The organism is Marinovum sp. (assembly GCF_048263515.1).
Taxonomy (GTDB): Bacteria; Pseudomonadota; Alphaproteobacteria; order Rhodobacterales; family Rhodobacteraceae; genus Marinovum.
Genome location: NZ_JBLXEC010000002.1, coordinates 130,407 through 154,288 on the forward strand (window position 1 = coordinate 130,407; position 23,882 = coordinate 154,288).

Below are 23,882 nucleotides of genomic sequence, written 5' to 3' on the forward strand. Positions count from 1 at the left end.
CCCGGTTTCAGGCGGGATTTCCCGTGGTCGGATCGATCACCGTCCGCACCTCGGTGATGGTGTTGGCGGGAAAGCCGCTCAGCTCGGCATGGTCCTTCACCGCCTTTTCATCCTCGGCCAGATAGACGCAGAAGGACTTGTCATTGGCGACATAGGAATGCTGCCATTGCACCCGCGGCGCCAGCTTGGCCAGCGCGGCGTTCGACGTCTGCGACGCGCCGCAGAGCTCGTCGCCGCTCATGCCGCCGATACCGGGGATCTCGCGTTCGATAATGAACTTCTTCATCTGTCTACCTCATGTGAAAATGGGCCGATGGTCGAACATAAGTGAGGCAGGGGGCGACGCCTACCGCCATTTCCGGACAGCGCCGGGGGCGCCACCCGATTTTTGACTTCGTTTCGCGGCCACGCCGGGGCTAGGATGGGCCACAGCCTCAGGAGGTGTCCCATGTTCAGGGTGTTCGCCGCGTTTGCGGCACTGGTTATCCTATCCACCGCCGCCACCGCGCAGGAGCGTCGCCCCTCGCATTGCATTGCCATCGCCGATGCCGCGCCCGGCATCAGCTATGTGCACAAGGCCTCCTGGCAGGCGCCACTGCCCGATTACACCGTGCGCATCCGCTACATCCAGCATGCGGCCTTTCTGATCCGCACCGCCGGCGGGCTCAATGCCGTCACCGATTTCACCGGCTTCATCGGCACCACCCGCATGATCCCCGACGTGGTGACGATGAACCACGCCCACAGCTCGCATTTCACCCACGCCCCCGATCCCGCGATCCCCCATGCCCTGCGCGGCTGGGGCGAGCCCTTCGGTGCCGGCATCGAGCACTACCTCGACCTTGGCGAAATGGTGGTGCGCAATGTCTCGACCGACATCCGCTCCGGCGCGGCGGGGATCGAGCCCAAGGGCAATTCGATCTTCGTCTTCGAGGTCGAGGGCCTCTGCATCGGTCATCTCGGCCACCTGCACCACGAGCCGGATGATCGGCAATATGCCGCGCTGGGACGGCTCGATGTGGTGATGGCGCCGGTCGATGGCGGCATGACCGTCGATCTCGGCACGATGATCCGCATCCTCAAGCGGCTGAAATCCTCGATCGTCATCCCGATGCACTGGTTTTCCGATTACGGCGTCGAATACTTCGCCTCGGGCATGGCCGACGACTTCGAGATCCTCCGCCCCGGCACCTCCGAGATCGAGGTCAGCCTCGCCACCTTGCCTTCGCGTCCGACCGTGGTGATCCTGCGCCCGGCCTGGCTGCGCGACGACGAATAGCAGTCGCCGCAAGAGTGTCGTAAGACCGGGGCCAAGGAGACCTTCGATGACCGATCTGATCCCGGCGGATGCCGATTTTGCCGCGCGCCTTGCGCAAGACCTGCCAGAGGGCACCCTGCGTCCCGCCGAGCCGCGCCACCTCGAGGAGCCGCGCGGCCATTGGCAGGGGCAGGCGGGCTTTGTCGCCCTGCCGCGCACGGCGGGCGACGTGTCGCGCATCCTCGCCGCCTGCAACGTCGCCCGCGTCGGCGTGCTGCCCTACGGCGGCGGCACCGGGCTGGTGGGCGGGCAGGTGCAGCCCGAAGGCCCGCCGGCGCTGATCCTCTCGCTCGAGCGGATGACGGCCATCCGCGCGGTCCATGCCGAGGAGAACGTGCTGGTGGCCGAAGCCGGTGCCATCCTCGCCGACATCCAGACCGCCGCGGCCGAGGCCGACCGTCTGTTCCCGCTGTCGCTGGCCTCCGAAGGCAGCGCCCGGATTGGCGGCTGCCTGTCGACCAATGCCGGCGGCGTCAACGTGCTGCGTTATGGCAATGCCCGCGCGCTCTGCCTCGGGCTCGAGGCGGTGCTGCCCGACGGGCGCATCTGGAACGGCCTCGGGCGGCTCTACAAGGACAACACCGGCTATGACCTCAAGCACCTGCTGATGGGCGCCGAGGGCAGCCTCGGCGTGATCACCGCCGCCAGTCTCAGGCTCTCGCCGCGGCCCGCCGCCACCGGCACCGCAATGCTGGTGGTCGAGAGCCCCGCCGCCGCGCTCAGGCTGCTGGCCATTGCCCGCGACATCGCCGGCGAGACGGTCTCGGCCTTCGAACTGATCGGCCGCACCGGGCTCGACTTCCTTGCCGAGAAGCTGCCGCAGGTCCGCCAGCCCTTTGCCGAGCGCCCCGCCTGGTCGGTGCTGATCGAACTGGGGATGAGCGCCGGTCAAGACCCGATGACAGCGCTCGAGGCGATCTTTGCCGGGGCGCTGGAAGAGGGTCTGGCCAGCGACGGGGTGATCGCCCAGAGCGAGGCGCAGCGCGCCGGTCTCTGGGCGGTGCGCGAGGAAATTCCCACCGCCAACCGGATGATAGGCGCGATCTCCTCGCATGACATCGCCCTGCCGTTGGGGCAGGTGCCCGACTTCATCGAACGCGCCCCCGCGGCGCTGGCCGACTTCCCCGACATCCGCATCAACTGCTTCGGGCATCTGGGCGACGGCAACCTGCATTATAACGTCTTCCCGGCCCCCGGCCGCAGCAAGTCCGACTACGCCGGTGCGCGCGATGCCATCCAGAACGCGGTGCACGGGCTCTGCGTCGAAATGGGCGGCTCTTTCAGTGCCGAGCATGGCATCGGCCGGCTCAAGGTGAGCGATCTCGAGCGCTACGGCGATCCGGTCAAGCTCTCTGCCATGCGCGCGATCAAGGCCGCGCTCGATCCCAACGGCATCATGAACCCGGGCGCGGTTCTTCGCCGCTAGCCCCGTTGCGCTTTTGCCAAAGCTCGCTTAGATCACCCGCATGAAACGGCCCATTCTCATCCACCCCGACCCGCGGCTCAAGAAGCTCTGCACGCCTGTCGCCGATCTTTCGGACGATCTGCGCGCGCTGGCCGACGACATGCTGGAAACCATGTATGCCGCTCCCGGCATCGGCCTCGCCGCGCCGCAGATCGGCGTGCTCGACCGGCTGATCGTGATGGATTGCGAAAAGGACGACACCCAGCCGCCGAAACCGGTGGTGATGTTCAATCCCGAGATCATCGACAGCTCCGACGACCTCAACACCTACGAGGAAGGCTGCCTGTCGATCCCCGAGCAGTTCGCCGAGGTCACCCGCCCGGCCGAGGTGCGCGTGCGCTGGCTCGACCGCGACGGCAACCTGCAGGAGCAGGACATGGACGGGCTCTGGGCGACCTGCGTGCAGCACGAGATCGACCACCTGGACGGCAAGCTCTTCATCGACTACCTCAAGCCGCTCAAGCGCCAGATCATCACCCGCAAGATGATCAAGATGAAGCGCGAGATGTCGCGCACCGCCTGACCGGCGCAAGGGCCGGGTCGCGGCCCGGCACAACACCCCCACCATCCCCCTTGCGGCAATCCGCGCGCTGGCTTACCCCACCGCCATGACCCGCACAGTGATCCCCTGGCCCGACAAGCGCCTGCGTACCCCCGCCCAGCCGGTGACCGAGCTCACCGATGCCCACCGTATCCTCTGGGAACAGATGATCGAGGTGATGGAGGCGATGCCCGGCGTCGGCCTCGCCGCCCCGCAGCTGGGCGAGATGGTGCGCCTTGCCGTGGTCGATGCCTCGGAAGAGCGCGGCCGCGTCGTGCGCATGGCCAACCCCGAGGTGCTGCACGCCTCGGTGCAGCTGCGCGAACACGAAGAGGCCAGCCCGAACCTGCCCGGCGTCTCGGCCAAGGTCAAACGCCCGCGCGCGGTGACCGTCCGCTTCCAGAACGAACATGGCGAGATCGAAGAGCGCGACTTCGTCAGCCTCTGGGCCACCTCGGTGCAACACCAGATCGATCACCTGAACGGCCGGATGTATTTCGACCGGCTGAGCAAGGTCAAACGCGACATGCTGCTGCGCCGCGCGAGGAAACTGTCATGAGAGTGATCTTCATGGGCACGCCGGATTTCTCGGTTCCGGTGCTCGACGCGCTGGTCGACGCAGGTTACGAGATCGCCGCCGTCTATTGCCAGCCGCCGCGCCCCGCCGGTCGCGGCAAGAAGGACCGTCCGACGCCGGTCCATGCCCGCGCCGAGGCGCTGGGCCTCGTGGTGCGCCACCCGGTGTCGCTGAAAGGTGCCGAGGCGCAGGCCGAGTTTGCCGCCCTGAACGCCGATGTGGCGGTTGTGGTGGCCTACGGGCTGATCCTGCCGCAAGCGGTGCTCGATGCGCCGAAACACGGCTGCCTCAACATCCACGCCTCGCTCCTGCCGCGCTGGCGCGGGGCGGCACCGATCCACCGGGCAATCATGGCCGGTGACGCCGAAACCGGCGTCTGCATCATGCAGATGGAGGCCGGTCTCGACACCGGCCCGGTGCTGCTGCGCGAGGCAACGGAGATCACGGCCCGGGACACCACCGCCATCCTGCATGACCGGCTGAGCGCCATGGGCGCGCGGCTGATTGTTGAGGCGCTGGACCGGCTCGGAGACCTCACGCCAGAGCCGCAGCCCGACGAGGGCGTGACCTATGCCAGCAAGATCGACAAGGCCGAGGCCGCCATCGACTGGACCCGCCCGGCGGAAGAGATCGACCGGCAGATCCGCGGCCTTTCGCCCTTTCCCGGCGCCTGGACCACAGCTGAAGGCACCCGCATCAAGCTCTTGATGTCGGAACTGGCCGCGGGACAGGGCACCCCCGGCACGCTGCTCGACGACCGGATCACCGTCGCCTGCGGTGACGGCGCCGTGCGGCTCTTGAGCTTGCAACGGGCGGGCAAGGCGGCGCAGGATGCCGAGACCTTTCTGCGCGGCATGTCACTGCCGCGCGGGCTTATCCTGGGGGAAAGCTGATGTTTCCGGTTCTGATCGGCACCGTGGTGATTGCCGGCATCGTGGGCTATGTATCCGAAAAGTCGGGCTTTACCCACAACGGCTACCTGCAGAGCATCATCATCTGCGTCGGCGGCGCCTTTCTGTTCTACTTCGTGCGGATCATGTTCGGGCTGGGGTTTGCCTCTCCCGGTCTCAACGCCATCGTCTCGTCGATCGGCGCGCTGATCATCGTGCCGACCCATTGGTGGCGCTAGACCCTTACCGCCGCATTCATAAAGTTTAACGTAAAATCAATACCTTACCCGAGGGTAAGCTCAGGTTTCGTCGCGCAGCGCCTGCGCGAGGATCGCCATGCCCTCGGCGATCTTCGACTTCGGGATCGAGGAATAGCCCAAGCGGTAGTAGTTGCGCGGCACGTCTTCGCCGGCAAAGAAGTTGTGCCCCGGCTCGATCAGCACCGAGAGCGCCTGCAACCGTTCGAACAGCCGGATCGTGTCCATCCCCTCGGGCGCGCGCATCCAGAAGGACGAGCCGCCAACGCCCGGCAGACCGGCAATTTCCAGCCCTTCGGATTTGATCGCCGCCTCCATCGTCTCGCGCCGGTCGTGCAGCGCGCGGGCCTGGCGGCGCATCAGCGCATCGTAGTGCCCCAACGCCAGGAAATGCGCGGTGGTGCGCTGCACATGGCCCGGCGGATGGCGCAGCACGCTGGCGCGGAGGCTGCGGACCTCGCGGATGAAGGCCTCGTCGCCCACCAGGTAACCGAGCCGCAGGCCCGGAAACAGCGATTTCGAGAAGGAGCCGACGTAGATCACCCGGCCCTCGCGGTCGAGCGATTTCAGCGCCGGTTGCGGCGCCGCCGGATAGGCCATCTCGAACTCGTAGTCATCCTCGACGATCAGCGCATCCAGCGCCCGGGCCTTGTCGAGCAGGGCGCGCCGGCGGGCGATCGGCATGGTGGCCGAGGTCGGCGCCTGGTGGCTGGGCGTGACAAAGATCACGTCGGCAGCGTCCGGCAGCGCATCGGGCGGGAGCCCGTCGGCGTCGATTTCCACCGGCGCCAACCGGCAGCGGGCCTGCAGCAGCATGTCGCGCAGCGCCGGGTAGCCGGGGTTCTCGAAGGCCGCGACGCGGCTCCGCGTCAGCAGCACCTGCACCGCCAGCCAGAGCGCGTTCTGCGCCCCGAGGGTGACGAGGATCTCCTGCGGCCGGGCCTGGATGCCGCGGCGGGGCAGGGTGTGGCGCGCGATGAAGGCAATGAGCTCGGGGTCGTCCTGATCGTAGTAATCCGAGGTCAGCGCATGGAAATCCGCCCCGCCGAGCGCGCGCAAGGCACAGAGCCGCCAGTTGGCGTGATCGAAGAGGCTCGCATCGGCCTGGCCGTAGACAAAGGGGTACTTGTAGCGGTTCCAGTCCAGCGGCTTGGTCACCTCGGAGGTCTGGGCAAACCGCTGCCCAAGCGCCCGTGACCAATCCACCCGGTTGCCCGCCGGCGCGGCATCGGCAAAGACCGGCGGCGGGGCAGGGGCGTTGTCCGAGACGAAATAACCCGACCGGCCGCGCGCCGCGAGATAGTCATTGGCCACCAGCTCGGTATAGGCCAGCGTCACGGTGATCCGGCTGACGCCGAGGTGATGCGCCAGCTTGCGGGTCGAGGGCAGCTTTTCGCCATGCCGGATGCGGCCCGACAGGATGCTCTGGGCGATCATCTGCTGGATGCGCACCTGCAGCGTGCCCTGGGCATGGGGATCAAGGAAGAAGGCTTCGACGGGAACGGCCATGGCGCGAGCGTACGCTGGCTTTATGGCGGGTGCAATCTGGACTTATCGGCGCGACTGCCGGGCCAAAGTCGCTTTACACTGCTCCAGATGCAGCAAAGGGGGCCGAAGCCCCCTTTGCCGTCACCTGTGCGTTCCGCGTCAGGCGGAGAAGACCCGCCCCAGCGCGCCATCGACGGCGCTGACGATCTCGTCGATGTTGTCCTTGCTGGCGATCAGCGCGGGGCTGAAGCAGAGCGTGTTGTTGTAGCCCGGCACCGAGCGGTTGGTGGCCCCGATGATCACGCCCTGACGGGCGCAATCAGCCACCACCGCGCCGACGCGCGCTTCGGGCATCGGGTCGCGGGTCTCGCGGTCGGTGACCAGCTCGGCCCCGAGGAACAGACCCTTGCCGCGCACCTGGCCGATCACCGGGTGCCGCTCGGCCAGCTCCGACAGCGCCGCGAACATGTGCTCGCCCATGGCGCGGGTGTTGGCCAGCAGGCCCTCTTCCTCGATGATCGCCATGTTCTCCAGCGCTGCCGCCGGGCCGGCGGTGCAGCCGCCGAAGGTCGAGATGTCGCGGAAGTAATCCATCGGGTCCGAAGCGTCGGACTTGAACTGGTCGAACACCGCCTCGGTGGTCACCAGACAGGCAATCGCGGCATAGCCAGAGGCCACGCCCTTGGCCATGGTCACCATGTCGGGCTGGATGCCGTAGTGCTGATAGCCGAACCATTCGCCGGTGCGGCCCAGACCACAGACCACCTCGTCGATGTGCAGCAGGATGTCGTACTTGTCGCAGATCTCCTGGACCTTCTGCCAGTAGCCCTCGGGCGGGGTGATGACGCCGCCGCCGGCGGTCACCGGCTCGAGGCAGAGGCCGCCGACGGTGTCCGGACCCTCGGCCAGGATGATCTTTTCGATCTGCTCGGCGGCCCATTCGCCGTAGTTCTCCTCGGGCGCGCCCTCTTGCTGGTGGCGGCGGTATTCGAGGCAATGCGGCACCCGGACAAAGCCCGGGGTGTAGGGCCCGTATTGCGCGCCGCGCTCGTCCTGACCGCCGGCCGAGAGGCAGGAGATCGTGGTGCCGTGGTAATCGCGGTCGCGGTAGAGGATCTTGTGCTTCTTGCCGCCGTAGCGCTTGTGCGCGATCTGGCGGATCATCTTGAAGGCCTTCTCGTTGGCCTCGGACCCGGAGTTGCAGTAATAAACCCGGCTCATGCCCGGCATCTTGTCGAGCAGCGCCTCGGCGAACTGCGATCCCGGTACCGAGCCGGCGGAACCGGCGAAATAGTTCAGCTTCAAGAGCTGGTCGCGCACGGCGTTGGCGATGCGTTCGCGGCCGTAGCCGACGTTCACCGTCCAGACACCGCCCGACACCGCGTCGAGCAGGCGGGTGCCGTGCTGGTCCCAGACGTGCATGCCCTTGCCCTCGATGATGACCCGCGGATCGGAGGTCTCGAAGGGTTTGTGCTGGGTCAGATGGTGCCAGATATGCGCCTTGTCGGCCTCGACAACACGGCTGATATCATTTGCGCTCAGAGTGCCATCCATGGCGTCACCTTCAGTTTTGGGGGTTCGGAAACTACGCGGCAACAGGCCCGCTGAGGGCGGGCTGTCGTCTCTGTCAAAAAAAGCGGCGAATGGCGGTCAAGGATAGGTCCACATTGGGTCAGACTTTAAGTCCAGAGATAACGCCTTTGGCACCAGATGCAGGTGCCCCACGGGCAAGGCGCTGAATTGGCAAGAAAATACCGCCAAGCCGGTCATTCGGTGATGACGCGGTTCTTTCGGCGCGCAAAGTTTTTCGTTGATCGGCGCGGGGTTTTCCGCTCGGATTGATACAACGCCCGGGTCAACCCGCGGCGTGGCCGGACAACCGGCGAACACAAGCCCGAAACGGGCGGGACCAACACGGGAGCTGAACATATGAAAATGACACGACGGGTTATGGGGACGGTTGCGGCCGCGGCACTGCTGGCCTCGGCGCAGGCGGGCTTTGCCGCCAGCCACAGCGGCGGCATCACGGTGGGCTACTTCCTCGAATGGCCGATGCCGTTCCAATACGCCAAGGTCGAAGGCATGTATGACGAGGCGCTGGGCATGCCGGTCAACTGGGTCAGCTTCGACACCGGCACGGCGATGTCGGCGGCGATGGCCTCGGGCGACGTGCAGCTGTCGGTCAGCCAGGGCGTGCCGCCCTTCGTGGTGGCGACCTCGGCGGGGCAGGACCTGCAGATCCTCGACGTGGCGGTGAGCTATTCCGAGAATGACAACTGCGTGGTGCGCGAAGAGCTCGAGATCGACAAGGCAAGCGCCGGCGAACTGGCCGGCAAGAAGGTTGCCGTGCCGCTGGGCACCGCCGCCCACTACGGCTTCCTCAAGCAGATGGGCCACTTCGGCGTCGACGTCGGCTCGCTCGACGTGGTCGACATGGCGCCGCCGGATGGCGCGGCTGCGCTGGCACAGGGCTCGGTCGACATGGCCTGCGGCTGGGGCGGATCGCTCCGCCGGATGCTCGAGCACGGCAATTCGCTGCTGACCGGCGCCGAGAAGGAAGAGCTGGGCATCCTGGTCTTCGACGTGACCTCCGGCCCTGCGTCGTGGGTGGCCGAGAACTCGGACACCGTGGCGAAATTCCTCAAGGTGACGGCGGATGCCAATGCCATGTGGGCGGATGAGACCAACCACGAAAAGATGCTGCCTGTGATCGCCAAGGACGCCGGCATGGACGAAGAGGCGACCAAGTCGACGATCTCGACCTTCATCTTCCCGCCGGTCGACGAACAGCTGGGCGAGAAATGGCTCGGCGGCGGCGCGCAGGAGTTCATGAAGGGCGTGGCCGATGTCTTTGTCGAGGCCGGCTCGATCGATGCCGCGCTCGACAGCTACGAAGACGCGGTCAACACCGGGCCGCTGTCCTCTGCCAACGGCATGTAATGCGCAAGGCCTGAAGGCTTTCAGGCTTTGACACCGGGCCGTCCCCTGCCGTTCCAGGCAGAGGGGCGGCCCCACCAACAGGGGCAACAGGGCAGGCCATGTCGGGACTCAGGATAGAAAATCTGTCGATGCGGTTCGACTTGCCGAACGGCAGTCACGTGCAGGCACTTCAGGACGTGTCGCTCGACCTTGCCGAGGGCGAGCTGATGTCGGTGCTGGGGCCTTCGGGCTGCGGCAAGACCACACTTCTCAACATCGTGGCGGGCTTTCTGGCGCCGACCTCGGGGCGGATCGAGCTGAACGGCCATGCGGTCACTGGCCCCGATGCCGAACGCGGCATGGTGTTCCAGCAGGGCGCGCTGTTTGAATGGATGTCGGTGCGCGAGAATGTCAGCTTCGGGCCGCGGATGAAGGGGCAGGGCGAAAAGGACTACGGCGCCGAGGTCGATCACCTGCTTGATATCGTCGGTCTCAGGGACTTCAAGGAAAAGGCGATCTACGAGCTGTCCGGCGGCATGCAGCAGCGGGTGGCGCTGGCGCGGTGTCTCGCCAATGACCCCGACGTGATCCTGATGGACGAACCGCTGGGCGCGCTTGATGCGCTGACCCGCGAGAAGATGCAGTCGCTGGTGCTCAAGCTCTGGAAGGAGACCGGCAAGACCATCATCCTGATCACCCACTCGGTCGAGGAGGCGCTGCTGCTGGGCGAACGTCTGCTGGTCATGGCGCCGCGCCCCGGCCGCATTCACCGTGAGTACCGGCTGCCCTTTGCCGATCTCGGCGTCGGTCATGACCTGCGCGAGGTCAAGAAACACCCTGAATTCGCCGAGAGGCGCGAGGAGATCCTTGGCATGATCTGGGACATGGAAGAGGAAATCATGGGCCGCACCGAGGACGCATCATGACCATCCTGCTGATCTACATCGCGATTTTCGTGGGCTCCTTCTTTCTGGTGCGGCTGATCGTCGACCAGACCGCCAAGGGCTATGCCGCGCGCAAGACGGTGACCTTCGGGGACGAGAGCGCCGTGACCTCGAACCGCATCGCCAGCGTGATCTCGGTGCTGACGATCTTCCTGATCTGGGGCGCCTTCACCGGATCGTCGCTGCTGCCGGGCTTCCTGCATGCGCCGGGCCCCTTCGAGGGCGTGGCGACGATGACCTATACCGCCGAGGCCGACGACGGCAGCCGCGACGACGCCACGATCACCGTGCTGGTGCATCCGGTGGGCGAAGACGCGCAGGTGCCCGAGGTCGAGCCCGGCGAGGGCTGGGCCAAGAACGACGCCTATACCATCGGCGCCTGGCGCTCCGGCTTGATGCGGGTCGACGCCAATGACGAGAAAGGCCGCGACGAGGGCCACCGCGTGGTGGCGGTCGACGGCATGGAGATCGCCCCCGGGGGCGAGGTCGAGACAGGCTTTGGCCGGGTCGGCATGAGCCAGAAGGGCACACTCAACTTCGAGCCTTCCAAGGGCTGGCAGATGGAGCCGATCTGGCTGCCGCCGCCCGAAGCGGTGGTGGCGCGGCTGGGCGGGATCGCCAGCGAGGGCTACCGCGGCAGCACGCTCTGGGAGCATCTGGGCTATTCGCTGTTCCGCGTCGTGGTGGGCTTTGTCGCCGGCGCGCTGGTGGGCATCCCGCTGGGCTATGCCATGGGGCTCTCGGCCTGGTTCCGCGGCTGGTTCGACCCGATCGTCGAGTTCATGCGCCCGGTGCCGCCACTGGCGCTGATCCCGCTGGTGATCATCTGGGCCGGCATCGGCGAGACCGGCAAGATCATCCTGCTGTTCCTGGCGGCGCTCTGGATCATGGCGATCGCCGCGCGCTCGGGGGTGTCTGGGGTGAACATCACCAAGGTCCACGCCGCCTATTCGCTGGGCGCCTCCAAGGCGCAGATCATGCGGCATGTGATCGTGCCCAACTCGCTGCCGGAAATCTTCACCGGCGCGCGGGTGGCGATGGGGGTCTGCTGGGGCACGGTGGTGGCCGCCGAACTGGTCGCGGCCGAAAAGGGCGCCGGGATGATGATCATGGTCGCCTCCAAGTTCCAGCTGACCGACATCGTGCTGATGGGCATCATCCTGATCGGCGTGATCGGTTTCGGCATCGACATGCTGATGCGCAAGGCCGAGCGCGTGCTGGTGCCGTGGAAAGGCCGGTCGTGAGCTGACGGCAGGACGCTTCGCCTCGCCGCTGCCCCGGACCTGATCCGAGGCCTCGGCGACAAACCATGAGGTCCCGGGTCAAGCCCGGGACGGCGCTGCGCGGGGACACCCCGTTCCGCTAGGCTGCACGTGACAAACAACGCCGCGCTGCCGTGACCTGGAGACGCAACTGTGGCGAGGTCCCGGATTAAGTCCGGTACGGCGTCGTGCGCGATACGCCCGCCCTCGCCCCCGAATATCTCGAAGGGCTACACCCTGAACCCCGCCAGGGCTCAAAAGCCCCACCCCCCTGCTTCTTCTGTTTAAAAATACCCTCGGGGGGTCTGGGGGGCTGGCCCCCCAGTCCTGTCCTCAGGCCAAGGAGCCCAAGCCCGCCCAGTCAGGCCGGTTCACCCCGTCACCCGTCCGGTCTTCAGCCAAGCTCCTTGTAGCTGATCTCCCGCGCATCCGCCCCGGGCCCGAGCTTCTCGCGGCGCACCAGCAGCCGGTTGAGCGCCAGGATGTAGGCTTTGACCGAGGCCACCACCGTATCGGTATCCGCCGATTGCCCGGTGGCGATCATCCCGTCCTCTTCCAGCCGCACCGAGACCGTGGCCTGGGCATCCGTGCCTTCGGTCACCGCATGCACCTGATAGAGCTGCAGCCGTGCCTCGTTGGGGTGGAGCTCGCGCACGGCCTTGAAGGCCGCATCGACCGGCCCGTCACCCTGGCAGGTGGCGGAGTGTTCGCTGCCGCCGATCTCCATCTCAAGTGCCGCTTCCGCCGGGCCGCCGGTGCCGCAGATCACCTTGAGGTTCACCAGCTGCAACTGGTCGGCGTCGCCTTCGGTGGTGGCCGAGACCAGCGCGAGGATGTCGTCGTCGAAGACCTCCTTCTTGCGGTCGGCCAGCTCCTTGAAGCGCACGAAGATGTCCTTGAGCTGGTTGTCACCGACCTCGACGCCCAATTCCTTGAGCTTGGCGCGCAGCGCCGCGCGGCCCGAGTGCTTGCCGAGCGGCAGCGAGGTGCCGGAAAGGCCCACGTCCTCGGGGCGCATGATCTCGAAGGTCTCGGCGTTTTTCAGCATGCCGTCCTGGTGGATGCCGCTTTCATGCGCAAAGGCGTTCTTGCCGACGATGGCCTTGTTGAACTGCACGTTGAAGCCCGAGACCGTGGCGACGCGGCGCGAGATATGCATGATCTTGCGGGTGTCGATGCCGGTGGAAAACGGCATGATGTCGTGGCGCACCTTCATCGCCATGACCACCTCTTCCAGCGCGGTGTTGCCGGCGCGTTCGCCAAGGCCGTTGATCGTGCATTCGATCTGCCGCGCGCCCGCTTCGACTGCCGCGAGGCTGTTCGCCGTCGCCATGCCGAGGTCATTGTGGCAATGCGTGGCAAAGACCACCTCGTCGGCGCCCGGCACCGTCTCGATCAGCCGACGGATCAGGTCGGAGCTCTCGCGCGGGGCGGTATAGCCCACGGTGTCGGGGATGTTGATCGTGGTGGCGCCGCTCTTGATGGCGATCTCGATCACCCGGCAGAGGTAATCCCACTCGGTCCGCGTTGCATCCATCGGCGACCATTGCACGTTGTCACAGAGGTTGCGGGCATGGGTCACGGTCTGCTCGATCCGCTCGGCCATCTCATCCATTGTCAGGTTCGGAATGGCGCGGTGCAGCGGCGAGGTGCCGATGAAGGTGTGAATGCGCGGCCGGTCCGAGTTCTTCACCGCCTCGTAACAGCGGTCGATGTCCGGCAATTGCGCCCGCGCCAACCCGCAGATCACCGCGTTCTTCGAGCGTTGCGCAATCTCGGACACCGCGCGGAAATCACCCTCCGAGGCAATCGGAAAGCCCGCTTCGATGATGTCGACGCCCATGTCGTCGAGCAGCTCGGCAATCTCGAGCTTTTCCGAATGGGTCATGGTCGCGCCGGGGCTCTGCTCGCCATCGCGAAGGGTCGTGTCAAAGATCAACACGCGGTTCTTGTCTGTGTGGGTCATGATGATGTCTCTTGAAAAATCTTCTCCGGGGTTCGGGCGCGAACAAGCCTCCTCTGAGCGGTCGCGCCTGACGGCACGCTCAGAGGCGGATTAGGAGAAGCAGGCCAAGCGCCAGCGCCGCGCCGGGGGCGCGGGACAGGGTCGGGATATGGCCATTGGTCAACATGGGGGCGACTATACGCGGGTGTCCCCGAATGAAAAGTGCCTTTTGCCGGGATTTGTCGCAAGGATGCGCTATTTTGGCCGGAATGGAACGGAATGACGGAAAACGCGCGCTGGTGATCGGCGCCTCTGGCGGCATCGGCGGCGCGGTCTGCGCGGCGCTGGAGGCGCGCGGCTGGGCGGTCACCGGGCTGTCGCGCTCGGGCGAGGGGCTCGACGTGACCGATGCGGGCTCGGTGGCGCGGCACCTCGGAGCGCTGGAGGGTGAGTTCGACCTGATCCTCGTGGCCACCGGCGCGCTGGAGATCGACGGCGCGCGGCCGGAAAAGACCATCCGCGATGTGACGCCCGCGGCGATGGCGGCGCAATTCGCACTCAACACCATCGGGCCGGCGCTGGTTTTGCAACAGGCGCCGAAGCTGCTGCCAAGGCGGCAGCGCGCGGTGCTGGCGGTGCTCTCGGCGCGGGTCGGCTCGATCGGCGACAACCGGCTGGGCGGCTGGTATTCCTACCGCGTCGCCAAGGCCGGGGCGAACCAGCTGGTGCATGGCTTTGCCATCGAACTGGCGCGCAGCCATGCCCAGGCGATCTGCGTCGCGCTGCATCCCGGCACCGTGTCCACCGAGTTCACCCGCAACTATCAGGATCGGCATGCGACCGTGACGCCGGCGCAGTCGGCGGAGAACCTGCTCTCGGTGATCGACGGGCTGACGCCCGACCAGACCGGCGGCTTTTTCGACTGGGCCGGCAAGGCGGTGCCGTGGTGAGCCGGCTGGTCCTGATCCTCGGCGACCAGCTCTCGCCCGAGATCGCCGCGCTCAAGGCGGCTGACAAGGCCAGCGACGTGGTGGTCATGGCCGAGGTTGCGGGCGAGACCGACTATGTGCCGCATCACCCCAAGAAGATCGCGCTGGTGCTGGCGGCGATGCGCAAGTTCGCCGAGGCGCTCCGCGATGACGGCTGGGACGTGCGCTACAGCCAGCTCGACGATACCGAGAACTCGGGCTCGATTGTCGGCGAACTGCTGCGCCGGGCCGAGGAAACCGGCGCTTCGGAGGTGCTGGCCACCGAACCCGGAGAATGGCGGTTGATCGAGGCCCTGAGCGCCGCACCGATCCCGCTGCGCCAACTGCCAGACGACCGGTTCCTCGCCTCGCACGAGATGTTCGAAACCTGGGCCGAGGGGCGCAAGTCCTTGCGGATGGAGTATTTCTACCGCGAGATGCGGCGCAGGACCGGCTACCTGATGGAGGGTGACGATCCTGCTGGTGGCGACTGGAACTACGACAAGGAGAACCGCAAGCCCGCCCCCGACGAGATCGATTTCGGCGGCCCGATGCAGTTCACCCCCGACGAGACGGTCGAGGAGGTGCTGACCTTGGTCGAGGCGCGCTTTGGCGAGAATTTCGGTGACCTGCGCCCGTTCGCCTTTGCCACCACCCGGGGTCAGGCGCGGCGCGCGCTGGCGCATTTCATCAAGGGCGCGCTGCCGAAGTTCGGTGATTATCAGGACGCGATGATGACCGGCGAGCGCTTTCTCTATCACGCGGTGCTCTCGCCCTACATCAACATCGGTCTGCTCGACGTGCGCGAGGTCTGTGACGCGGCGCAGGCGGCCTATGAGGCAGGCGAGGCGCCACTCAACGCGGTCGAGGGCTTCATCCGCCAGATCATCGGCTGGCGCGAGTTTGTGCGCGGGGTCTATTTCCTCGAAGGGCCGGAGTATCCGCGGCAGAACAAGCTCAACCAGCAGCGCAAGCTGCCCTGGTTTTATTGGGGCGGCGAGACGAAGATGGCCTGTCTGGCCAAGACGGTCGAGCAGACCCGCGAAGAGGCCTATGCGCATCATATCCAGCGGCTGATGGTGACCGGCAATTTCGCCTTGCTGGCCGGGGTGGACCCGGCGGTGGTGCATGAATGGTACCTCGCCGTTTATGCCGATGCCTATGAATGGGTCGAGGCACCCAACACCGTCGGCATGAGCCAGTTCGCCGATGGCGGGCTGTTCGCGTCCAAGCCCTATGTCTCGTCAGGGGCCTATATCGACCGGATGTCGGACTATTGCGCCGGCTGCGCCTATGACGTGAAGACCAAGGTGGGCGAGGGGGCCTGTCCGTTCAACCTGCTCTACTGGCACTTCCTCGACCGGCAGCGCGAGCGGCTGGAAGGGGTGGCGCGTATGGGCAACATGTACCGCACCTGGGACCGGATGGACGACGACAAGCGGGCGCAGATATTGCGCGAGGCGGAGGCGTTCCTCGAGCGGATGAGCGCAGGCGAAGTCGTGTAGGGTGGGTTTGCAACCCACCGCCACCGTTGGATATTGACCGGGGGCGCATTCGCCTTTCCGGGCACGGTGGGTTGCAAACCCACCCTACGTTACTCGGCCGGGGCCTCTTCGGTGCCGGCGTCGCTTTCCTCGGCGGGCGCTTCGGGGTCTTCGGCCGGGGCCTCGGGCTCGTCGGCCCGCACCAGAGCCCCGTTCTTCCAGTCGCCGCTGGTTTCCTGGCCGGCGGCATAGCGCATGGTGCCTTCGCCCTGGCGTTTGCCGGCGACGAAGGTGCCTTCGTAGACGTCGCCATTGGCATAGGTCGCGACCCCCTGGCCGGAGATCTCGCCATTCTTCCACTCGCCAATGTACTTGAAGCCGTCGGGCATCGAGATCTCGCCCTCGCCGTGGCGCTGCCCGTCGGCGAACTGGCCGATGTAGACCGTGCCGTCGGGGTAGGTGGCGGTGCCCTTGCCGTGGCGGCGGCCGCGTTCCCATTCGCCTTCGTAGCGGTAGCCGTCGGCATAGGTCATCACGCCGAAGCCGTGGTTGCGGGCGTTGGAGAAACCGCCTTCGTAGACCAGACCGTTGGGGTAGGTGGCCTTGCCTTCGCCTTCGATCACTCCGTCGACCCAGTCGCCCTCGTAGGTGGAGCCGTCGGGATAGGTGATGTTGCCCACACCATGCGCCAAGTCGTTGCGGAATTCGCCGACGTAGATCGAGCCGTCGGGGTAGGTCACGGTGCCCACGCCCTGGATCTTGCCGTTTTCCCAGTCGCCCTCGTAGCGGTAGCCGTCCTCGCCGGTGAAGACGCCCTTGCCATTGCGCTGGTCGTCGCGGAACTGGCCGTCGTAGACGTCGCCGTTGGCATAGGTCACCCGGCCCTGGCCTTCGCGGCGGCCATCGACCAGCTCGCCTTCGTAGACGTCGCCGTTGGGCTGCATCAGTTTGCCGGTGCCGGAAATCTGCCCGCTGCGCCAGAGCCCTTCGTAGATCAGCCCGTCGACCATCACCAGCTTGCCCTGGCCATCGCGCAGCCCGTCCGACACCCGGCCCTCGTAGGTCGAGCCGTCGGGGTAGGAGATCGTGGCATTGCCTTCCTTGACGCCGTTCACCCAGTCGCCGTCATAGACGTAGCCGCCGGGGCTGGTCATGATGCCGCGGCCGTGGTGCATGGCGTTGCGGAAGCTGCCTTCGTAGCGCACGCCATTGGCGTAGATCGCGACGCCCTGGCCGGTGATCTCGCCATCGGCCCAGCTGCCCTCGTAGGTGCCGCCGTCGGTAAATGTGATCTTGCCGATGCCGTGCGGCTTGCCCTTGGCGAATTCGCCTTCATAGATCGAGCCGTTGGGAAAGCGCGCCACGCCCTTGCCCTTGATCTCGCCCTCGACCCATTGGCCGCGGTATTCATAGCCGTTGGGCAGCCGGTAGCTGCCCTCGCCATGCTGCAACCCGTCCTGAAAGGTGCCCTCGTAGACGCCACCATCGTCATATTGCTTGGTGAGCACTTCGCCATTCTGGGACAGGGCCGGCAAGGCCGCCAAAAGTGCCAGTGTCACGCCTGCGATGCGGATGGTCTGCTTCATTTGCCCCAATATGCCCCCGGAGTGTGCTTTGCGGGAAAGGTAATGGAGCCGGCCAGCGCAGACAATGCCTTTTGACCTCAGGCGCTTGATCTGACGGGTTTCTTCACTTGGCGTCATGCTGCAGGCGGTGCTGCGGCGGGTTCCTGCCGCCGCAGTGCCGGGCGGGGCGGTGTCAGTGGGCGCTGCCCGCCGAGACGAATGTCGCGCTGTGGGCGGGCGCGACGATGCGGTCGAGTGGGCTGACCTGGGTTTGGAGCGGCGGGGTGCTTTCCCTCGCGGGGTGATCTGCTAGAGGTTTGGCGAAGACGCGCAGGAGGGGGCAGGCTTTGACCGAGAGATTTCGCATCACGCTGGCACAGCTGAACCCATGCGCTGGCGATATCGCCGGCAATGCCGCCGTGGCGCGGTCGGCCTGGGCCGAGGCGCGGGACGCCGGGGCCGATCTCATCGCCTTTCCCGAGCGCTTCCTGACCGGCGAGGCCGAGGGGCTGTTGCGCAAGCCTGCGTTCCTGCGCGCCGCATTGGAGGCGGCAAAGGCCCTGGCGCGCGACTGCGCCGAGGGGCCGGCTCTGGCGATTGGCGCGCCCTGGGAGGTCGGCAATGCGCTCTGCAATGGCTACTTGATCTGCAAGCGGGGCGAGATCGCGGCGACGCAGCTGCAACACGCCCCGCCGCGCGGATCGTTGTTTGATTCCGGGCCTTTGGGCGGGCCCTATTCCGTCGGTCCGCTGCGCATCGGCAGCCCGCTGGGCGAAGACGCCCGCAGCGCCGAGGTAGCCGAGACCCTGGTCGAAACCGGCGCCGAGTTGCTGCTGGTGCCGGACATGGCGGCCTATCGGCGCGGTCACGGCGACGCGCGGCTGGCGCATATGGTGGCGCGGGGGATCGAGACCGGGCTGCCGGTGATCTATCTCAATGCGGTTGGCGGTCAGGGCGAGGCGGTCTGCGATGGCGGCAGCTTCGGGTTGAACCTGCGCGGGGCGCTGGCGTTTCAGCGGTCGCTGTTCGAGGAAGGGCTGGCGCATGTGGACCTGCTGCGCGGCGCCGATGGTTGGGAGATCCTGCCCGGCGAGGTGGTGCGGCATCCGGAAGAACTGGCGCAGGAATACCGCTGTCTGGCTTTGGCTTTGCACGATTTCATGCGGCGCAGCGGGGCAGGGGTGGCGGCGGTGGAACTGTCCGAGACACCGGCGGCGGCATTGGTGGCCTGTCTTGCGGCGGATGCGCTGGGGGCTGGGAGCCTGTGCTGTTTCCCGGTTTGCGACGATATGGAGACCTTTGCCGCGCGTCTGAGTGTTTCTTCAAAGACCGGGCAGGGCGATGCTGGGGAAGCCCTGCCCGAGGGAGACGGCGATCTGCTCCTTTTCAATGGCACCCGTACCGAGGCGGCGCTGGGCGCGGATGGGCGCTCTGGCGACTATGCGCCGCTCAAGGATATCTCGGACAGCCGGGTGGTCGAGCTCCTGCGCTGGCGCAACAACACCTACCAGGACTGGATGCAGGGACTGGCGGGGGAGGTCGTTTCAGAGGACATGCTGCAGACGCCGGACACCGAGCGTGACGCCATCCTCTCCCTGCTGATCGACCTCGACGGCAGTCTCGCCGACTGCCAGGCTGCGGGCCATGACCCGGCCAAGGCCGCCGAACTGGCCGAGCGCATCGTAAAAGGCGAAGCCGCCCGCCGCCGCTGGCCGCCGGGGCCTGTCATCAGCCCGAAGAGCCTCTGGCAGACCCGCTACCCCCTCGCCAGCGGCTGGCGCGGCGCCTAGCGGGCCAGCGCGCGGGCGATCAGCCCGGCGATCCGCGCGCCGCCCTTGGGCGTCGGGTGCACAAGATCCCGCGCATAGAGCGACATGTCGCGCGGGTCATAGACGTCGCCGGCGTCCACGAACGTCACCCAAGGGCGTCGCTGCGCCGCCCGCTCCAGCCGCAGCTGATATTCCGCCAACTCGTCGGTGCAGGCAGCAAAGGGCCCGCCGCGCACCGACCCGGGGTAGTAATCCATCCAGACCACCCGGCTGGCCCGCGCCCGCAAGACATCGAGAAACGCCGGCACCTCGCCCCGCGCGCCATCGGCGCTGATCATCCGGTCGAGCGTGGCGGCACAGCGGTTGCAGCCGCATTCCCGCGCCAGATCGTTCGCCCCGCCATTCAGCAGGATCACGTCCCATTGCCCGGCCGGCAGCTGACCGCGGATCTCACGCTGAAGCATGTTGCGCAGGTTGCCGGAATGCGAAAACGCCGCCCCCGGCACGGCGCGGCTCGACACCTCGTATTGCGCCATGCGGTCGAGGATCTGGGGAATGGAATTGCCGCCCAACCGGTTCCAGGCGAGGATCGAATCGCCGATCACCATCATCCGGTCCTGCCCCTGTGCCATTACCGGCAACAGCAGAGCGATCATCACAGCCAGTACGCGCATTTCGTCGACCCTTCCGCCAGGGAAGTGCCGCTCACTCCCACCATCTGTCAATTAAGGCGATGTCGTCGTCGGACCAGCCGAAATGGTGCGCAAGTTCGTGAACCAATACGTGGCGCACCAGATCGGACAGCTTGACATCGCCCCGGTCGCGCCATTCCACGAGGATCGGCTCGCGGAACAGCCAGATCACATCCGGCGTCATCGGCTGGTCGAAGCTCGACTTCTCGGTCAGCGGAATCCCCTCGTAGAGCCCGGTCAACTCGAGCGGATCGTCGATGCCGAGCGCATCGAGCATCTCGTCCGTCGGCAGATCGGCGACCTGCACCACCACGGTCTGCGAGGCGGTGGCAAAGGGCTCGGGCAGGGCGTCGATCGCCTCTGCCGCGAGCCGCTCGAAGGTCCGGATGTCGGGGGTCACAGGCGGGTCAGCTGCGCACCGGGCAGGAGCGCCTCTACCGTGGCCTTTTCGCAGAGCCGCGTGCCCAGAGTCATGCAGGCGGCGCCGGCGGCGACCACGCCGACCTTGAGGCATTCGCCCACCGGCTCGCCCCGCGCCAGTGCCAGGGCAAAGGCGCCGACAAAGCTGTCACCGGCGCCGACCTTGCTGACGACCTCGATCTTCGGCCCGACCGCATGCCACGACCCTTCGGCATTCGACAACACCGAGCCATCGGCCCCGCGCGCCACGATGACGTTCCTCGCCACGCCACGTTCGACCAGGGTTCGAGCAAATTCGGCGCTGTCCTCGCGGGTGGGCAGGGGGCGGTCGGCCAGTTCCTCGGCCTCGGGGCCGTCCATGCGCAGGGCAAAGATCGTCTCATGCGGCTCGCGCGCCAGCTGAAACAGCGCGGGACCGGAGGTGTCGACGATGATCTGCGCGCCGCGGCCCTTGATGTGGGCGGCGAGGATCGAAGGGAACTCCTTGGCCACGCCCGGCGGCTGCGAGCCCGAAAGCACCACAAGGGTGTTGTCGGCCGCCGCCTGGTCGATGCTGCGCAGGCCCCGCGCCACGTCTTCCTCGCCCCAGGGATCGCCCGGCAGCACAAAGCGGTACTGCTGGTTGTCGGACTGGTCGGTGACCGAGAAGCTGGTGCGGGTCTCGCCCGGGCCCTGAAAGGCCACCGTCGGCACACCTTCGAGCGCCAGCAGTTGCAAGAGCTGCGCGCCGGTGGCACCGCCGATCGCGATCAGCGCCGTGGCATGGCCGCCCAGCATCTGCACCGCGCGGGCGACGTTGATGCCGCCGCCGCCGGGGTCGATGCTGGGATCGGTGCAGCGCAGCTTGTGCTCGGGATAGACGCGCGGCGCCGAGGTGGCGAAATCGACCGCCGGGTTGAGGGTTATGGTCAGGATATTGGTTTGCATCGCAAGGTCCAGGTTGATCGCGGAAACCGCAGTTAGCGCTCACAGTCTCACTCTCTGGCGGCGGTTTCCAGTCCGCGTGAGGCAAATTCCTGTCGTTTTCCGCCGTCGGGGTCGCAAACCGTGGCGCAGGGCGGAAAGTTTTGCCGCAAGCCCGGCGCTTGTTTCCGTTCTGGAAGAGCTCATGATCGCAGTCCATCAGATGGCGGGCGCCTTTTCGCCTGCCGAATGCAACGAAATCACCCGGCTTGCCGCCTCTGGCGAAGCGCGCGATGCGCGGCTGGTGCGGCAGACCCGCGACCACAACCTGCGCCGCGCCGATCTGGTCTGGCTCGACGATGTGTCCGGCGCCGATTGGGTGATGGACCGGATCATCGACCTGGTGCGGGTGGCAAACCGCGATGTCTTTGGCTTCGATCTGCAGGATTTCTCGGAAAGCGCCCAGGTGGCGCGCTACGGCGCCGAGCGTGAGGGCCATTTCGACTGGCACGCCGATATCGGCGACGGGCCACTGGCGGCGCGGCGCAAGCTGACCATGGTGGTGCAGCTGGCGGAACGCGACGATTACGACGGCGGTTCGCTCGAGGTCATGCCCTCGGCCAATGTGGTGGTGGCCAACCGCGCGCATGGCGCGGCGGTGATCTTTCCGTCCTTCCTGCTGCACCGGGTCACGCCGGTCACCCGCGGCGCGCGGCAGTCGCTGACGATCTGGGCGCATGGGCCGGCCTTTCGCTAAGCCGACCCATACCGTTCAGGCTCACATCATGAGCTGATAGCTCATTGGTGTGTAGTGGAAGCCGCCATCGTGTTCATCGACATAGCCGATCGCCGGAAAGGGCATGTGGTAGCCGATGAAGGGCATCTTCTCGGCCGCCATCATTCCCAGCAACTCGCGGCGGGTGGCGGCGGCGGCGGATTTGTCCATGTCGAACTTCACCTCCCAGTCGGGATGGGCCAGTGACCAGACGTAGTGGTTGGCGAAATCGGCGCCGATCAGCAGGTTCTGACCGCCGCTTTCCAGACGAAAGGCCATGTGGCCGGGGGTATGGCCAAAGGCCTCGACCGCCTCGATCCCCGAGGTGACGCTGTCGCCGCCAGCGATCATCTCCATCTGCTCGGCCAGCGGCCGGACCTTGGCCTCGAAGCCGTCATTGCCGGCCTGCGCCCAATTGTCGAACTCGGTCGATCCGGTGACATAGCGCGCATTGGCAAAGGTCGCCGCACCGCTGTCATCGGCCAACCCGCCGATATGGTCGCCGTGCATGTGGGTCAGCACCACCACGTCGATATCGCCGGGCGCATGGCCCGCGGCCTCGAGCGCTGCGGTGATGCCGGCGGCGTTCAACCCGGTGTCAAACAGCACCAGTTCCGCGCCGGTGTTGACCAGCGTCGGCGTGAAGAAGAACTGCGCCTTGTCGGTGGGGATATGCGCCTGCTCGGAGGCCTCGGCAAAGTCCTCCTCGCTGACATTGAGGCCGAAGATGGTCTGCGGATCGGGCACCGTCCGGGTGCCGGCCAGCAACGTGGTCACCTCGAAGTCGCCGAGTTTGACCCGGCGGAAATCGGTGGTGTTGATGCCCTGCTGCGCGGCCTGCGCCAAGGCGGGGCGGGCGGCAAGACCGGCCAGCGGCGCGGCGGCGGCAGAGGCCAGAAGGCCGCGACGTGAAAGTCTGTAGGACATGGGTGTCTCCCTGCATTGGTTCCCGACCCTTATACGTGTGTCCACGGCGATCCCGTCGCTCACAGTTTCGTGAGAGCGGGACAGCGCCTGTCCGGGGCAGGATGGCCAGAGGAGGGCGCCATGGCTTCATCAGACAACAAGACCCGGATCACCGACCAGCCGGTGGCCGAATTCCTCGCTGCCGTGTCGCCGGATCGGCGGCGCGAAGAGGCGCAAGCGCTCGACCAACTCTTCCGCGAGGTCACGGGGTTCCAGCCGCGGATGTGGGGGCCGTCGATGGTGGGCTACGGGCAGTATCACTATCGCTATGCAACGGGCCGCGAAGGCGATGCCCTGGCCACCGGCTTCTCGCCGCGCAAGGCAAGGCTCTCGATCTACATCATGCCGGGCTACGCCGATTTCGGAGACATCCTCGCCCGGCTCGGCAAGCACAGCACCGGCGTCTCCTGCCTCTATGTCAACAAGCTCGCAGATATCGATCTGGACGTACTGGCCGAACTGATCCGCGCCGGCCTGCGCGACCTTGCAACCCATTGGCCGGTGCAGCCGACCTGAGAGCGGCCCGTCCCCTTCCTCTTGCCGAAAATACCCTCGGGGAGCGCGAGGGGCTGGCCCCTCCCTCCCGACCTCTGCCCCCTGGCCGATGGCCCCGATCCTGCTAGGCCTGGTCATTTCCTGTCGCCGAGTGCCGACCCCGCCCCGACACAGGGCCGTCGCGCCCCGGACCCCGATCCGGGGCCTCCTGGTCGACCGGCGAGTCCCCGGATCGGGGT

At 66.6% G+C, this 23,882-nt stretch carries 23 protein-coding genes; 14 read left to right on the forward strand and 9 right to left on the reverse strand.

Features of this window, described 5'->3' with window-relative positions; genetic code table 11:
- Positions 1-7 precede the first annotated feature (7 nt).
- On the reverse strand, positions 8-286 hold the full coding sequence (locus ACN0SE_RS03055) for a DUF4242 domain-containing protein (protein WP_417523008.1): 279 nt from the start codon (positions 284-286) through the stop codon (positions 8-10).
- A gap of 162 nt (positions 287-448) precedes the next feature.
- On the opposite strand from ACN0SE_RS03055, the gene ACN0SE_RS03060 reads away from it, so the two are divergent.
- From ACN0SE_RS03060 to ACN0SE_RS03085, 6 genes are all read left to right on the forward strand, one after another.
- Positions 449-1,279: an MBL fold metallo-hydrolase gene (locus tag ACN0SE_RS03060; RefSeq protein ID WP_417523009.1), complete on the forward strand. Its 831-nt coding sequence runs from the start codon at positions 449-451 to the stop codon at positions 1,277-1,279.
- Between the two features lie 46 nt (positions 1,280-1,325).
- Positions 1,326-2,744, forward strand: a complete 1,419-nt coding sequence (locus tag ACN0SE_RS03065) for an FAD-binding oxidoreductase (protein WP_417523010.1) — start codon at positions 1,326-1,328, stop codon at positions 2,742-2,744.
- Positions 2,745-2,784: 40 nt separating this feature from the next.
- Entirely contained in the window at positions 2,785-3,306 is a 522-nt protein-coding gene (gene def / locus ACN0SE_RS03070; protein WP_417523011.1) for a peptide deformylase, read from the forward strand.
- 85 nt (positions 3,307-3,391) lie between these two features.
- The gene (def, locus tag ACN0SE_RS03075) at positions 3,392-3,883 is read left to right on the forward strand and encodes a peptide deformylase (protein WP_417523012.1); all 492 of its coding nucleotides are present in this window, start codon (positions 3,392-3,394) and stop codon (positions 3,881-3,883) included.
- A complete protein-coding gene (gene fmt, locus ACN0SE_RS03080; RefSeq protein WP_417523013.1) occupies positions 3,880-4,794 on the forward strand; it encodes a methionyl-tRNA formyltransferase in 915 nt (304 codons plus the stop codon). Before def (ACN0SE_RS03075) ends, fmt begins: the two co-directional genes overlap by 4 nt.
- Complete coding sequence (locus tag ACN0SE_RS03085) at positions 4,794-5,030, forward strand: hypothetical protein (RefSeq protein WP_417523014.1); 237 nt, start codon at positions 4,794-4,796, stop codon at positions 5,028-5,030. The genes fmt and ACN0SE_RS03085 overlap by 1 nt, the downstream gene beginning before the upstream one ends.
- A 60-nt stretch (positions 5,031-5,090) precedes the next feature.
- On the opposite strand, the gene ACN0SE_RS03090 is transcribed toward ACN0SE_RS03085, so the two are convergent.
- Positions 5,091-6,557: a PLP-dependent aminotransferase family protein gene (locus ACN0SE_RS03090; RefSeq protein ID WP_417523015.1), complete on the reverse strand. Its 1,467-nt coding sequence runs from the start codon at positions 6,555-6,557 to the stop codon at positions 5,091-5,093.
- A 138-nt stretch (positions 6,558-6,695) separates the two neighbouring features.
- Positions 6,696-8,090, reverse strand: a complete 1,395-nt coding sequence (locus ACN0SE_RS03095; RefSeq protein ID WP_417523016.1) for an aspartate aminotransferase family protein — start codon at positions 8,088-8,090, stop codon at positions 6,696-6,698.
- A gap of 381 nt (positions 8,091-8,471) precedes the next feature.
- On the opposite strand from ACN0SE_RS03095, the gene ACN0SE_RS03100 reads away from it, so the two are divergent.
- From ACN0SE_RS03100 to ACN0SE_RS03110, 3 genes are all read left to right on the forward strand, one after another.
- A complete protein-coding gene (locus ACN0SE_RS03100; protein ID WP_417523017.1) occupies positions 8,472-9,476 on the forward strand; it encodes an ABC transporter substrate-binding protein in 1,005 nt (334 codons plus the stop codon).
- Positions 9,477-9,574: 98 nt separating this feature from the next.
- Positions 9,575-10,381, forward strand: a complete 807-nt coding sequence (locus ACN0SE_RS03105) for a taurine ABC transporter ATP-binding protein (protein WP_417523018.1) — start codon at positions 9,575-9,577, stop codon at positions 10,379-10,381.
- Entirely contained in the window at positions 10,378-11,643 is a 1,266-nt protein-coding gene (locus ACN0SE_RS03110; protein WP_417523019.1) for an ABC transporter permease, read from the forward strand. Before ACN0SE_RS03105 ends, ACN0SE_RS03110 begins: the two co-directional genes overlap by 4 nt.
- Before the next feature lie 412 nt (positions 11,644-12,055).
- Here ACN0SE_RS03110 and ACN0SE_RS03115 read toward each other — a convergent pair whose 3' ends face one another.
- Positions 12,056-13,627 carry a 2-isopropylmalate synthase gene (locus ACN0SE_RS03115; protein ID WP_417523020.1) on the reverse strand — a complete coding sequence of 524 codons (1,572 nt, stop codon included), beginning with the start codon at positions 13,625-13,627 and terminating at the stop codon, positions 12,056-12,058.
- 248 nt (positions 13,628-13,875) lie between these two features.
- On the opposite strand from ACN0SE_RS03115, the gene ACN0SE_RS03120 reads away from it, so the two are divergent.
- Together ACN0SE_RS03120 and ACN0SE_RS03125 are read left to right on the forward strand one after the other, a co-directional pair.
- Positions 13,876-14,556 (forward strand): SDR family NAD(P)-dependent oxidoreductase, encoded by a 681-nt coding sequence (locus tag ACN0SE_RS03120; RefSeq protein ID WP_417523021.1) that lies wholly within the window; start codon positions 13,876-13,878, stop codon positions 14,554-14,556.
- Entirely contained in the window at positions 14,553-16,079 is a 1,527-nt protein-coding gene (locus ACN0SE_RS03125; RefSeq protein ID WP_417523022.1) for a cryptochrome/photolyase family protein, read from the forward strand. The genes ACN0SE_RS03120 and ACN0SE_RS03125 overlap by 4 nt, the downstream gene beginning before the upstream one ends.
- A gap of 89 nt (positions 16,080-16,168) precedes the next feature.
- On the opposite strand, the gene ACN0SE_RS03130 is transcribed toward ACN0SE_RS03125, so the two are convergent.
- Positions 16,169-17,644 (reverse strand): 2-isopropylmalate synthase, encoded by a 1,476-nt coding sequence (locus tag ACN0SE_RS03130; RefSeq protein WP_417523023.1) that lies wholly within the window; start codon positions 17,642-17,644, stop codon positions 16,169-16,171.
- A 326-nt stretch (positions 17,645-17,970) separates the two neighbouring features.
- On the opposite strand from ACN0SE_RS03130, the gene ACN0SE_RS03135 reads away from it, so the two are divergent.
- Positions 17,971-19,413 carry a nitrilase-related carbon-nitrogen hydrolase gene (locus ACN0SE_RS03135; RefSeq protein ID WP_417523024.1) on the forward strand — a complete coding sequence of 481 codons (1,443 nt, stop codon included), beginning with the start codon at positions 17,971-17,973 and terminating at the stop codon, positions 19,411-19,413.
- Here the strand turns inward: ACN0SE_RS03135 and ACN0SE_RS03140 are convergent.
- Genes ACN0SE_RS03140 through ACN0SE_RS03150 form a run of 3 tightly spaced genes read right to left on the reverse strand, consistent with a single transcriptional unit; the run spans position 19,410 to position 21,431 of the window.
- Positions 19,410-20,066, reverse strand: a complete 657-nt coding sequence (locus ACN0SE_RS03140; protein ID WP_417523025.1) for an SGNH/GDSL hydrolase family protein — start codon at positions 20,064-20,066, stop codon at positions 19,410-19,412. The two genes, ACN0SE_RS03135 and ACN0SE_RS03140, sit on opposite strands and share 4 nt — an antisense overlap.
- 31 nt (positions 20,067-20,097) lie before the next feature.
- Positions 20,098-20,484, reverse strand: coding sequence for a metallopeptidase family protein (locus ACN0SE_RS03145; protein ID WP_417523026.1), 387 nt, complete (start codon positions 20,482-20,484; stop codon positions 20,098-20,100).
- Positions 20,481-21,431, reverse strand: coding sequence for a 1-phosphofructokinase family hexose kinase (locus ACN0SE_RS03150; protein ID WP_417523027.1), 951 nt, complete (start codon positions 21,429-21,431; stop codon positions 20,481-20,483). The genes ACN0SE_RS03145 and ACN0SE_RS03150 overlap by 4 nt, the downstream gene beginning before the upstream one ends.
- A gap of 181 nt (positions 21,432-21,612) precedes the next feature.
- Here ACN0SE_RS03150 and ACN0SE_RS03155 point away from each other — a divergent pair, with 181 nt between their 5' ends.
- Positions 21,613-22,164, forward strand: coding sequence for a 2OG-Fe(II) oxygenase (locus ACN0SE_RS03155; protein ID WP_417523028.1), 552 nt, complete (start codon positions 21,613-21,615; stop codon positions 22,162-22,164).
- Positions 22,165-22,185: 21 nt separating this feature from the next.
- On the opposite strand, the gene ACN0SE_RS03160 is transcribed toward ACN0SE_RS03155, so the two are convergent.
- A complete protein-coding gene (locus ACN0SE_RS03160) occupies positions 22,186-23,109 on the reverse strand; it encodes an MBL fold metallo-hydrolase (protein ID WP_417523029.1) in 924 nt (307 codons plus the stop codon).
- Positions 23,110-23,229: 120 nt separating this feature from the next.
- Here ACN0SE_RS03160 and ACN0SE_RS03165 point away from each other — a divergent pair, with 120 nt between their 5' ends.
- Complete coding sequence (locus ACN0SE_RS03165; RefSeq protein WP_417523030.1) at positions 23,230-23,664, forward strand: DUF1801 domain-containing protein; 435 nt, start codon at positions 23,230-23,232, stop codon at positions 23,662-23,664.
- The last annotated feature ends 218 nt before the right edge of the window (positions 23,665-23,882 follow it).